Annotated in this window: 9 protein-coding genes; 3 read left to right on the forward strand and 6 right to left on the reverse strand. The window is 41.5% G+C overall.

Features of this window, described 5'->3' with window-relative positions:
* Window positions 1–45: 45 nt before the first annotated feature.
* The 6 genes from PNEUHYL_RS02915 to PNEUHYL_RS02940 all read right to left on the reverse strand — a co-directional run bounded on the left by PNEUHYL_RS02915 (window position 46) and on the right by PNEUHYL_RS02940 (window position 10,480).
* The gene (locus tag PNEUHYL_RS02915) at window positions 46–2,511 is read right to left on the reverse strand and encodes a glycogen/starch/alpha-glucan phosphorylase (RefSeq protein WP_059365775.1); all 2,466 of its coding nucleotides are present in this window, start codon (window positions 2,509–2,511) and stop codon (window positions 46–48) included.
* Window positions 2,512–2,753: 242 nt separating this feature from the next.
* Window positions 2,754–4,181 carry a glycogen synthase GlgA gene (glgA, locus tag PNEUHYL_RS02920; RefSeq protein WP_059365776.1) on the reverse strand — a complete coding sequence of 476 codons (1,428 nt, stop codon included), beginning with the start codon at window positions 4,179–4,181 and terminating at the stop codon, window positions 2,754–2,756.
* Between the two features lie 115 nt (window positions 4,182–4,296).
* Window positions 4,297–5,592, reverse strand: coding sequence for a glucose-1-phosphate adenylyltransferase (gene glgC, locus PNEUHYL_RS02925; protein ID WP_059365777.1), 1,296 nt, complete (start codon window positions 5,590–5,592; stop codon window positions 4,297–4,299).
* Window positions 5,593–5,613: 21 nt separating this feature from the next.
* The gene (gene glgX, locus PNEUHYL_RS02930) at window positions 5,614–7,608 is read right to left on the reverse strand and encodes a glycogen debranching protein GlgX (protein ID WP_059365778.1); all 1,995 of its coding nucleotides are present in this window, start codon (window positions 7,606–7,608) and stop codon (window positions 5,614–5,616) included.
* Between the two features lie 63 nt (window positions 7,609–7,671).
* Complete coding sequence (gene glgB / locus PNEUHYL_RS02935) at window positions 7,672–9,861, reverse strand: 1,4-alpha-glucan branching protein GlgB (protein ID WP_059365779.1); 2,190 nt, start codon at window positions 9,859–9,861, stop codon at window positions 7,672–7,674.
* Between the two features lie 10 nt (window positions 9,862–9,871).
* Window positions 9,872–10,480 (reverse strand): hypothetical protein, encoded by a 609-nt coding sequence (locus PNEUHYL_RS02940; RefSeq protein ID WP_059365780.1) that lies wholly within the window; start codon window positions 10,478–10,480, stop codon window positions 9,872–9,874.
* Window positions 10,481–10,771: 291 nt separating this feature from the next.
* On the opposite strand from PNEUHYL_RS02940, the gene upp reads away from it, so the two are divergent.
* The 3 genes from upp to hda all read left to right on the forward strand — a co-directional run bounded on the left by upp (window position 10,772) and on the right by hda (window position 13,528).
* Window positions 10,772–11,398: a uracil phosphoribosyltransferase gene (upp, locus tag PNEUHYL_RS02945; RefSeq protein WP_059365781.1), complete on the forward strand. Its 627-nt coding sequence runs from the start codon at window positions 10,772–10,774 to the stop codon at window positions 11,396–11,398.
* Between the two features lie 112 nt (window positions 11,399–11,510).
* Window positions 11,511–12,767 (forward strand): nucleobase:cation symporter-2 family protein, encoded by a 1,257-nt coding sequence (locus PNEUHYL_RS02950; RefSeq protein ID WP_059365782.1) that lies wholly within the window; start codon window positions 11,511–11,513, stop codon window positions 12,765–12,767.
* Between the two features lie 65 nt (window positions 12,768–12,832).
* The gene (gene hda, locus PNEUHYL_RS02955; protein WP_059365783.1) at window positions 12,833–13,528 is read left to right on the forward strand and encodes a DnaA regulatory inactivator Hda; all 696 of its coding nucleotides are present in this window, start codon (window positions 12,833–12,835) and stop codon (window positions 13,526–13,528) included.

Genomic DNA, 13,528 nt, shown 5'->3' on the forward strand with positions numbered 1-13,528 from the left:
TTTTTATGTAAACGAAAGAAAAAATCCCCTTACGGGGATTTTTATTTAGTTGGTTTTATTAAGCGGCTCAATTTTCCAGATATTTTTTGCATACTCCAAAATCGTCCGATCTGATGAGAAAAATCCCATGTTAATGATATTTTGGATGGTGCTTTCAATCCATTGGTCGCGATGTTTGTATTTTTCATCCACCAATTTTTGTGCCTCTACATAACTACGGAAATCGGCAAACACTTGGTAGTAATCATAATATTGTAATCCCTGCAATAGTGGTAAATAGCGTTGCGGCTCCTCCGGTGAAAACACCCCGGCAATAATCTGCTCAACCACCGTGCGTAATTCCACATCATTTTGATAATAATCAAACGGATGATAACCATCACGACGAAGCTGCTCTACTTGTGCTACCATATTACCAAAAATAAAAATGTGATCTTCGCCGACATTATCCAAAATTTCCACATTCGCACCATCTAAGGTTCCGAGTGTTAATGCGCCGTTGAGCGCGAATTTCATATTACTGGTTCCCGAAGCCTCAGTACCCGCAAGGGAAATCTGTTCGGAAATATCCGCCGCAGGAATGATAAGTTGTGCCAAACTCACACTATAATTCGGAATAAACACTACTTTTAAACGCCCTTGTAAGCGTTCATCATTATTGATGATTTTGGCTACATCATTGATAAGATGAATCGTCTGTTTTGCCGCGTAGTAAGCCGAGGCTGCTTTACCCGCTAAGATAAATACGCGCGGTTGCCAATTTTTTTCAGGGTTAGCAATCATCGCATTGTAACGGGCGATGATATGTAACACATTCAATATTTGGCGTTTGTATTCGTGAATACGTTTTACCTGTACATCAAATAAAGCTTTAGGGTTCAATTCAATACCGAGTTCCCGTTTCACATAATCGGCAAGTTTAACTTTATTGGCATATTTAATATCTGCAATCGTTTCTTTAAACGCCTTTTCATGCGCTACGGTTTCTAATTTTTTGATTTGGCTTAAATCACAACGCCATTCCTGACCGATATATTGATCAAATAACGCGGCTAATTGAGGGTTTGCCACAGCCAACCAACGGCGAGGCGTAATACCGTTCGTCACATTAGTAAAGCGTTCCGGATAAATACGTGCAAAATCAGCGAAAGTGGATTTCACCATCAAATCGGAATGGATTGCCGCCACGCCGTTTACTTTGTGTGAACCGACTACGGATAACCATCCCATACGTACTTTGCGTTGATAACCTTCCTCAATCAGTGATACGCGACGAATAAACTCATTATCCGTTGTAATGTAAGTCCGCACGTATTCTAAGAAGTGGTCATTAATGTCAAAAATCATTTGTAAATGACGTGGCAAGACTTTCGCCATCATCTCAACCGGCCAAGTTTCTAGCGCTTCTGACATGAGTGTATGACAAGTGTAAGAGAAAATACGGCATGTCATATCCCAGGCGTTTTCCCACTCAAAGCCTTCCTCATCAACTAACATCCGCATTAATTCCGGAATCGCTAAGGCTGGATGCGTATCGTTTAAGTGAATCGCTACTTTATCGGCTAAATTTTCAAGGCTATTGTGAACACGCTTATGACGTCGAATAATGTCTTGTAGAGACGCCGACACCAAAAAATATTCCTGACGTAAACGTAACTCCCGCCCATTCCATGTGGAATCATCAGGATAAAGAACCCGTGATAAATTTCGGCTGGAAGCACGAGCCTCTACCGCAGCCAAATGTTCTCCACGATTAAATTCCGCAAGATTAAACATTTCACCGCCATGAGCCGACCACAAGCGTAAAGTCGCTGCCGAATCATTTTTATAACCCGGAATCATTTGATCATAAGCAAGTGCGGTGACTTTTTCCTGTGGATTCCAGATACATTTTCCCCCCTCAAAATGGATGTTGCCGCCAAAGGCAACATGGAAACGCTTGGACAAACGTAAAAACTCCCACGGAGCCCCCTTTTCCAACCACGCGTCAGGGCGTTCTACTTGCTGACCGTCTTCGATTTTTTGACGGAACATACCGTATTCATAACGAATCCCATATCCCATTCCCGGCAAACCAAGCGTAGCGATAGAATCCATAAAGCACGCAGCCAAACGGCCTAAACCGCCATTTCCTAACCCCGGATCTACTTCTTTTGCAATAATGTCTTCTAAATCGACATTAAGCTCACTTAACGCTTCTTTCGTTAAATCATAGACTTCTTCTGCAATCAGAGCATTAGACAGTGTTCGTCCGATTAAAAACTCCATTGAAAGATAATGAACGCGCCGAGCACCTTCAGTACGAGCTTGACGTGCAGCGGTAATCCAACCTTCGGTAACAAGATCCCGTACCGCATATAAGGTTGCATTTAACCAATCCCGTTTACTTGCTTCCCGCGGTGAGCGGCCGATAGAAAAAATTAATTTATAAACGATGGATTTTTTTAGTGCTTGAACATCCAATTTAGGACGATTATAAAGAAATGGAGAATCAAAATTATCCATTATCATGGTAATAAACCTCTATTAAAAAATGAGAAACAGGAGAGATAGCTAAACAATATAAAATTCCATCGTGAACCAAGTAGGCATTTTAAAAAAATACTAAACTTCAAAAATAATACAGCCTATTTCTAAACATCCCTTTGGATTAACTATCAAGTATCTAACCACAAAAAAACGTGTGAATTTTAGCCTTTATTAGTTAAAAAACAACCAAATTTTATATTTATTTGGGTGTTTTTTAATCACCATTATAAACGCTGATATAAGCCAACATATTCTTTGGCAACTTTACGCCAACTAAAATCTTGTTCCATTGCATTGCGTTGAATCGTTGCCCATGTACGAGGTTCTTGCCAGAGAGCAAAAGCCTCTTGTAAGCAACAACGAAGTTCCTCCGGATTAGCATGGTCGAAAACAAAGCCTGTTGCTGTATGCTTTTTGATGTTTTCCGATGTGCTGTTTACAACGGTATCGGCTAGTCCTCCTGTTTTTCTTACCAGCGGTAACGTCCCATATTGCAAGCCGTAAAGTTGGGTTAAGCCACAAGGCTCAAAACGGCTTGGCACTAAAATCACATCTCCGCCTGCGATCATCAAATGGGAAAGCGCTTCGTCATATCCGATTTTCACTGCAATATTTTGAGGGTAAGTGGCAGAAAGCCGGCGAATAGCCTCTTCCAAATGGGCGGAACCTGAGCCGAGAATGACGAGTTGCCCGCCTTGTTTAACAAGGTCGTCCGCACTCTCAACTAACAAATCAACGCCTTTTTGCTCTGTTAAACGGGTAACCATAACAAAAAGTAACGCATCGCTTACCGGTAAATTGAAGTAAGTCTGAAGCGCCGATTTATTTTTCTTTTTGCCATCCATAGCTTTTTGTTTGTAGTGATACTGGATATACCCATCACCACTCGGATGCCAAATTGTTTCATCTACGCCATTTAAAATACCGACCAATCTCCCCTGTTCACGTAATCCGATTAACAAACCTTGCAAACCATAAGCAAATTCTTCTGTGGTAATTTCTTGAGAATAAGTCGGGCTCACGGCAGTAACCACATCGGAATAATATAAACCGGCTTTTAAATAAGATATTTGACCAAATAATTCCAGACCATTTATGTGGAACATTCCTTCCAGTAGCCCAATTTCATATAGGTGACGATGATGAAATATCCCTTGATAAGCTAAATTATGAATAGTAAAAACGGATTTTGCCGGTTTGCCTTTATTAAACAAATACGCGGCGCTAAGTCCGGCGTGCCAGTCATGCGCATGTACAATTTCAGCCCGCCACCACGAATCAAGCCCGGTGGACAATTCAGCCCCTACCCAACCTAACAAAGCAAAACGTTTATAGTTATCCGTATAGTCATTGTAATGTATATCGTGATAAGGATTGCCCTCACGATCATATAAATGTGGTGCATCAATTAAATAAACTCCCACACCCTTGTGTTCGCCGTAGCGTAATACAACATGCCCCGCAAAATTATCAAACTCAGCCACAATATGAGTTTCGCCAATCCCCCGACAAATAGCAGGATAGGCAGGCAATAAAATTCTTGCATCTATCCCTATCTGTTTTTGAGCAAAAGGCAGCGCGCCAATAACATCGGCAAGCCCCCCTGTTTTTAATAGGGGATAGAGTTCCGAGCAAACATGTAATACTTTCATTAGATATCCTATTTTTTTAACCATACACCACGCTCCCAACTTCCATTATTTAATCAAAATCAGGAGAAATTTAATTAACAAAGTGCGGTCAATTTCAACCGCACTTTTTATTTGATTAGTCTAAATGCGCTTCCGAAGCCACTTCCTCTCCTTTCAATCTTTGTAGCATACTATGAGTTACTAAAATGACTTTGCCTGTCGAGCTGACTCGGAAATGTTTTTTGTCTTCTTCGATGTCAAAACCGATTCGCATACCGTCAGGAATTTTGCAATTACGATCAACAATACAATTTCTTAAAGTACAATTTTTACCGATTTCCACTTCAGGTAAGATAACACAATAATCAATACGGGAGCCTTCTTCAATTTTGATGCGATCAAAAAGCACGGAATAATTAATGGACGCATCCGTAATCACACAACCGCCACCAATTAAAGAATTATCAACCGGACGAATATTCGCATTTTTATAGAAAAATTTTGAAGGATACGCTTGTACCGGATTACCACGAATCGGCCAACTTTGATCATAAATATCCAATTGTGGTCTTTCCGATACTAAATCGATATTGGATTGCCAAAAACTATCCAATGTTCCCACATCGCGCCAATAGATTTCCCCCTCCGTATTACGTCCCATGCAAGAACGGCTGAATGGGTGGGCATAAAGTGTTTCTTCCGTTAAACATCTCGGTAATATATCTTTGCCAAAATCATGACTGGTTTGCGGCTTATGTACCTCACACTCCAGCATTTTATAAAGATAATCCGCATCAAATACATAAATGCCCATTGAGGCAAGCGATATATCAGGCTTGCCAACCATCGCCGGCGGATCTTTCGGTTTCTCAACAAACGCTTTCACTTTTAAGTTTTCGTTTACCGCCATCACACCAAATTCATGGGCTTCCGAACGGGGAACTTCAATACAACCGACGGTACATTTTGCACCACTGGTTATATGATCCATCAACATCACACTGTAATCTTGCTTATAAATATGATCCCCCGCCAAAATTAAAATATATTTCGGACAGTAGTGATCACGAATAATCGCCATATTTTGATAAACCGCATCAGCCGTACCGCGATACCAAGTGGTATCGTCAATTTGTTGACGGGCGGGGAGCATATCCACAAACTCGCCGCGTTCCTGTGGCAAAAATGACCAACCGGTTTGTAAATGGCGTAATAAGGAATGCGCCGCGTATTGTGTCACGACACCAATCCGATTTAAGCCGGAATTAATACAGTTTGACAGGGCAAAATCAATAATACGACGATTACCGCCAAAATAGAGTGCGGGTTTCGCTCGTTTATCGGTTAGTTCGTGAAGACGTGAGCCGCGTCCACCGGCTAAAATAAGAACCAAGGTATCTTTTACAAGAGCGTTTTTGTCAGGGCTTTTCATTATAATTAACTCCGTTTGTCTTTAGTTATCCACGCTATACAACAAACAAAATGCCATACTGCTTACCGTTACTTCCTGTGACTGGATAAATGTTAAGTTTGTTGTGTCCACAAAGGCTTTCCATTGGCTTACAGCACTATTAGGCAATATGAAAGTCTGAGATTCTGCTTTCGCATTAATTAAAAAGAGCCATTTTTCGTCCAATAAAATTTGTAACGCTTTAACTCCAAAGTTATGCCAATCCTCTTGCTGCATAGGTGTTCCCCATACACTCAACCAACTGACATTATCATTTGACCACCAAGCATTTTTTTGCAAACTCCAAATTTTTTTGCGAAGTGCAATCGTTTGCTTCGTAACTTCAAATAAATTTTTATTAAAGTTTTCCCATTTCAACCAAGCAATTTCGTTATCTTGGCAGTAAGCATTATTATTACCGTTCTGCGTATTACCAAACTCATCGCCTGCTAACAACATTGGCGTTCCATTAGCGAGCAATAAAGTCATTAACAATGCCGTTTGAGCGCAAGTGCGGTCGTTTTCTATCCTATTTTTTTGTGCTTCGCAAAGAGTAACGGATTCCCCTTCTACGCCATGGTTATAACTGTAATTTTCATTACGCCCGTCTCGGTTTTGTTCGCCATTCGCTTCATTGTGTTTTTCGTTATAACTGACTAAATCCCGTAACGTGAAACCATCATGGGCAGTGATAAAATTCAGTGAACAATGCGGCAAACGCCCCTCTTTTTTAAACAAATCGCTCGAACCGGCAAAACGCTCGGCAAATCCTCCGATTTCGCCACTTTTCCACAACCAAAAACGACAAATATCATCACGGAAACGATCATTCCATTCGGCAAAATAATCGGGGAAATGCCCCGCCTGATAACCGTAATGTCCGATATCCCATGGCTCTGCAATCAATTTAATATTTTGTAAACCCGGTTCATTGACTATATCGGCAAAAAGTTGGGCTGAAGAATTAAAATCGGGTTTATCCCGCCCAAGCACCGTTGCCAAATCAAACCGAAAGCCGTCAATATGACATTCTTCCACCCAATAACGTAAGCAATCCACCACCCATTTACGCCCGACCTCAGAGGATAAATTAAGCATATTGCCGCAGCCCGTCCAGTTAATGTAATGCCCGTTATCGTTGCGCCAATAGTAGGTTTGATCATCAATTCCGCGCTGACAAAATGTGGGAAAATGTTGTTCTGATTCTGCGGAATGATTGAATACGACATCTAACACCACTTCGATACCCGCTTGGTGAAAAGCCTTCACCATCGACTTAAATTCGGTCAGCGGCTGATCCGTTGCGGCATATTTAGGCTCAACAGCAAACATAGCAAGGGGATTATATCCCCAATAATTTTGCAAACCACGTGCCTGTAAGTGCGGTTCATTGAGGTGAAAATTGACAGGTAATAATTCTATTGTCGTCACACCTAACTCTTTTAAATACGCAAGGTTAATCGGGTGTGCCAACCCGGCATACGTCCCCCGCAAGGTTGCAGGGATTTTCTCGTTTAATCGGCTAAAACCTTTAACATGCAATTCATATACGATGGTTTCCCCCCAAGGAATATGAGGTTTTTGCTCACCGCTCCAGTCGAAATCCTCTTCAAAAATAACCGCTCTTGGGGCAATATGGGCGTTGTCACGATGATCATTGAGCAAAAACCACTGCCGTTTTTCCGAGCTACTTAAATCAGGCTTATGACTTACCGCTTTAGCGTAAGGATCGAGCATTAATTTTTGCGGGTTTGCATACGGGCCGTGAATACGAAAGCCGTATTGCGTGCCATGTCGTACACCGGTCAGTGCCAAATGCCAAATATTATCGGTACAAGCCATCGGGAAACGGGTTTCAATTTCACCATCAAATAAACAGAGTTCTACTTTACTCGCCGCAGCCGAAAACAGGCTAAAATTTGTTAATTTCACGCCATTTTCGACCTTTCCCGAACTGCCAAACGGGGTGGGTTCGCCTAAATCAAAAACCTTGAACATCGCCTTACCATCCATTCCTAAATATGTTTTCGCCCGGCTAATCGGCGAAGATAAAAAAATAAACTATCCCAAATATTTCAAATAAATCGTTGCTAACGGAGGAATGGAAACAGAGAATGAATTTTCCCTTCCGTGGCTTTCGATCGGTTCACTTTGAACACAGCCAAAATTACCCAAATTAGAACCCTGATAATACATGGAGTCGGTATTCAAAATTTCTTCATATTTACCTGCCATATTCACGCCCATACGGTAATGATGACGGGGAACTGGGGTAAAATTACTGATGACTATAATTCGTTCGCCGTTACTGTTTCGACGTTCAAAGGCGAAAACGGAATGTTCCGCATCGTTCACCACTAACCAATCAAATCCTTCCGGGGAATGATCAAGTTCAAAGAGCGGTGAGTTTTTTCGGTAAATATGATTCAGATCTTTAACCAGTTTCAACACACCTTTATGCCAACCACCGCCAATATTTTCATCAAGTAGGAACCAATCTAGACTTTCTTGGTAATTCCATTCTCTCCCCTGAGCAAATTCATTTCCCATGAAGAGCAATTTTTTACCCGGATATCCCCACATATAGCCATAGTAAGCACGTAAGTTGGCAAATTTTTGCCATGTATCGCCCGGCATTTTGTCAAGTAAAGAGCATTTTCCATGCACCACTTCATCATGCGAAAGCGGTAACACAAAATTTTCACTGTATTGATACACCATACCAAAAGTCATTTTATCGTGATGATATCGGCGATAAATCGGATCAAGCTTCATATAAGAAAGCGTGTCATTCATCCAACCCATATTCCATTTGAAATTAAAGCCTAAACCGCCATTTTCACTAGGATGGGTTACCCCTGTAAATGACGTGGATTCTTCCGCAATAGAAATAGCGCCTTTCATTTCATGGTGAATTTTCCAGTTGGTATGTTTTAAAAATTCAATCGCTTCGAGGTTTTCACGTCCGCCATATTGGTTAGGAATCCATTCTCCCTCAGTACGGCTATAATCTCGGTAAATCATTGAAGCAACCGCATCAACCCGAATACCATCCAAGCCAAAACGCTCCAGCCAATAAAGTGCATTACTTGAAAGGAAATTACGAACTTCATTGCGACCGTAGTTATAAATCAGCGTATTCCAATCTTGATGATAACCTTCACGCGGATCTGCGTATTCATACAACGCTGTGCCGTCAAAAGCCACCAGTCCATGGGTATCACTTGGGAAATGCCCCGGCACCCAATCTAAAATCACATTAATACCGGCTTCATGCGCCTGTTTCACCAAGCGGCGAAAACCTTCCGCCGTGCCAAAACGGCTGGTTGGCGAATAAAGTCCAAGCGGTTGATAGCCCCAGGAACCGTCATAGGGGAATTCAGAAAGCGGTAAAAATTCAATATGGGTAAAGCCCATATCTTTCACATAGGGAATCAGTTCAGCCGCAATTTGGTCATAATCCAACCAGAAATTATTTTCAATATTACGCCGCCACGATCCTAAATGTACTTCATAAATAGAAATCGGTTGATTTGCTTGATTTGCCTTAGCACGGGTATCCGTCATTTCGACCACATTCGGTAAAACACCGATTTGAGAAGCCGTATCAGGGCGGAGCTGTGAACTAAAAGCATAAGGATCGGCTTTCAAGCGAAGGTTGCCGTAACAATCAATTAATTCAAATTTATAGAGCTGCCCAAGGCTGGCTTTTGGCAAAAACAGTTCCCATATACCACTATTGCAATGAAACCGCATCGGGTGACGGCGACCGTCCCAGTAGTTGAAATCTCCAACCAAGGAAACCCGTTTTGCATTCGGCGCCCATAATCGGAAATTCACCCCGCTCACCCCATCGCACTCAATAAAATGCGCGCCTAAAACTTCATAAGGCCGTAACATCGAACCTTCTGAAAGTAACCATTGCGCTAAGTCGTCCGTTATGGAAGGGAATCGATATGGATCTTCAATAATTTGAGCTTCATTTCCCCAAAAAACCTGTAATTGATAGGCAAAAAATTGCTGACGATTCAACATCACCGCAGCAAAAAAACCACGTTCGTCTAATCGTGCTAGTTCAGCAACCGATTCACCGGACTCACGATCTATCACTAGCACACGATTTGCATCGGGTAATAGGGCTCGAACTTCAATGCCGTTTTCCGTTTTATGCATTCCCAATGTGGTAAAAGGATCACCATTGGTTGCTTCAAAGAAACTATCAATTATGGAATGGGTAATCGCTGTTGTCATAGCAGACTCCTTACACTTTTCGCCCTGTCTTAAGCATCGCAAAGCAAGTTTTTAATGATTCATTGTTAAACATCAATTCCAAGAATTGGGTGAGTTTTTTACGCCAATTCGGATATTCATACAAAATGCCGGATAAACTTGGAATATTTAAATAGAGGAACTTCAACCAACAGAGAAAAAAAACATTATAAGATCTTACCCGTTTCAGTACGGCAGAAACATTCTTTGCAGCAACCGGTAGCCGAATTGAAGCCTGTTGGGATTTTGTTGAAACAAGTAATTGACAATAACCAAAAGAAAGCGGAGGTAAAGAAAGTGCGGTAGAATTTTGAGTAGTTTTTTGTGCGATTGAAACGCTATGTTCATCAAGCAATTCAAGGGATATTATCGGTTCGGTAAGAGCAATCCGTTCAACATTATAACTGATAGGCTCATTTTCAAAGCAAGCCAAAACATCATCAAACTCAGTTATTCGGCATTTACTTTCAATCGGCTTCAGCAACTCAATAAAACGTGATAACCTTTCCGTTTCTGCATAAATGAGCCTCCCATCAAGATTATCATTTGTGGGGGTAATTCCCAACTTTTGGGCGGTTTGTTGAAGCAGTTCCCATTCCATACGACTAAACACACAACAAATAACAACTTAATTTCATTCTAGTCTTGCTTAAAATAAATACAACGACTTTTATTTAAATTAGTGATCTCTGTCAAAATTTAATTTTCTATCTCCTCGTTTTTCTTGAAAATTTTTTCCAAAATCACGTTTTAAACCACAGAAATATAAACGCTATATAAGATTTTTTATCAATAAATTACTAGAGTTTTTCTATTTTCTGATTTAGAATCGTGCGATTTAATTTTTCATCACTCACATTAATCCATTCACTTGCAGCTAAGGGGTAAAATCATGAAACTTGTCGAAGTTAAACATCCGCTGGTAAAACACAAATTGGGTGTTATGCGCGAAGCAGAAATTGATACGAAAAAATTCCGTGAACTTGCAACAGAAATCGGCAGTTTATTAACCTATGAGGCTACGGCTGATTTAGAAACGGAAAAAGTCATTATCGATGGTTGGAACGGCCCCGTTGAAATTGATCGCATTAAAGGAAAAAAAGTAACCGTCGTACCGATTTTGCGTGCCGGTCTCGGAATGATGGACGGCGTATTGGAACATATTCCAAGCGCACGTATCAGCGTTGTGGGGATTTACCGTAATGAAGAAACCCTTGAGCCCGTACCTTATTTTCAAAAATTAGCGAGCGATTTGGAAGAACGTCTTGCGATTGTGGTCGACCCGATGTTGGCGACCGGCGGTTCAATGATTGCAACCCTTGATTTATTAAAAGCGAAAGGTTGTAAACACATTAAAGTATTAGTGCTTGTGGCAGCCCCTGAAGGAATTAAAGCATTAGAAGCGGTACATCCCGATATTGAGCTCTATTGCGCTTCTGTCGATGATCACTTAAATGAACACGGCTACATTATCCCGGGATTGGGTGATGCGGGTGATAAAATTTTTGGAACAAAATAAGACAAGGTTCTAAAACATCAAGGCGGCTTTCAAGCCGTCTTTTTTCGGGCGGAAAACAGATATCAAACTGACCGCACTTTCAAGTTAATTCAAACAGAGAGTTGAAACTAAAATGACCAATCAAAATCAAACACCTTCTACTCAAACAGAAGAAGTACAAAGCCTTGCCAAGCAATCCTTTGTCGGCTTACAAATGCTCTTCGTTGCCTTTGGTGCCCTTGTGCTTGTACCGCTCATCACCGGTTTAGATTCAAATACCGCCTTACTTACCGCCGGCATAGGCACGCTATTATTTCAGCTTTGTACCGGCAAACAAGTGCCCATTTTCCTAGCCTCCTCTTTCGCTTTTATTGCCCCTATTCAATATGGCGTACAAACTTGGGGAATCCCAACTACGATGGGAGGCTTGGCTTGTGCCGGCTTGGTCTATTTTGCCCTTTCTTCACTGGTTAAAATTCGTGGCAGCCAAGCCTTAGAGCGTATCTTCCCACCGGTTGTTGTCGGGCCGGTAATCATCATTATTGGGATGGGGCTTGCCCCTGTTGCCGTCAATATGGCATTGGGCAAAGATAGTGCCTATGCTTATAACGACGCCGTGCTCGTTTCTATGATCACCTTAATCGTTACCCTTTCTGTTGCGGTATTTGCAAAAGGATTAATGAAGTTAATCCCGATTATGTTTGGTATCACGGCAGGTTATATTCTTTGTCTTTTCCTCGGTTTAATCAATTTTCAACCAGTAATAGACGCCCCTTGGTTTGAACTGCCTAAATTAACAAAACCGGAATTTAACCTTGAAGCCATTCTCTATATGCTGCCGATTGCTATTGCCCCTGCTGTGGAACACGTGGGCGGTATTATGGCGATTAGCTCCGTGACGGGAAAAGATTTCCTAAAAAAACCGGGATTACACCGCACTTTATTAGGTGATGGCGTAGCAACCACTGCCGCTTCATTGATTGGCGGCCCGCCAAATACAACTTATGCGGAAGTCACCGGTGCGGTTATGCTCACCCGTAACTTTAACCCTAATATCATGACTTGGGCAGCGGTGTGGGCAATTGCAATCTCGTTCTGCGGTAAAGTAGGCGCATTCCTTTCCACCATTCCTACCATCGTTATGGGCGGCATTATGATGCTGGTCTTTGGCTCTATCGCCGTAGTAGGGATGAGTACCTTAATCAAAGGTAAAGTCGATGTGACCGAACCTCGCAACCTTTGTATTATCTCCGTAGTAATGACCTTTGGTATCGGCAATATGTTTGTCAATGTCGGCGATATCGTTGCGTTAAAAGGCATTAGTTTATGTGCGATCGTTGCAATTGTGTTGAACTTGATTTTGCCAAAAGCAAAAAATAACGTAGAATAAAGCCTAAAATTAAGGGCTAAAAAAATAGCCCTTTCTTCCCCCTAAATCAACAGCGTTATATCATTTTGAATCAGCAATTACCTTTGCCCATTCATCAAATTGATGATTGTACATTTGAGAATTTTTATGCAGACAATAATTTGTTACTGCTTGATTCTCTACGCAAAAATTCACAGCAGATTCAACAACAATTTTTCTATATTTGGGGAACGACAGGCTGTGGTAAAAGCCATTTACTTCGCGCCCTCAACAATCAATATTTAAATGAACAACGTGTCGCAATTTATGTGCCGCTAAGCAAATCCCGTTATTTCTCTCCGGCAGTGCTGGAAAATTTAGAACAACAGGAATTAGTCTGTTTGGATGATCTTGATTCCGTTATGGGCGATCCGGAGTGGGAAATCGCAATTTTCGATTTATTTAATCGAATCAAAGCAAGCGGTCAAACGCTTTTGCTCGTGAGTGCCACACTCTCTCCTTCCGCATTAAACGTACAATTACCCGATTTAGCGTCACGTTTAAAATGGGGTGAAATTTATCATCTTTCAGCGCTAACGGATGAACAAAAACTTGAGGTGTTACAAAAAAACGCCCGTCAACGCGGTATTGACTTACCTGCTGAAACGGCACAGTTTTTACTTAAACGCCTAAATCGCGACACACACACCTTATTACAAGCCTTAGAAAGGCTCGATAAAGCCTCATTACAGGCTCAACGTAACCTTACTATTCCCTTTGTGAAGGAAACGTTGGGACTATAA

Origin of the sequence: Rodentibacter caecimuris (genome assembly GCF_001019715.1) — a bacterium.
GTDB classification, from domain to species: Bacteria; Pseudomonadota; Gammaproteobacteria; order Enterobacterales; family Pasteurellaceae; genus Rodentibacter; species Rodentibacter caecimuris.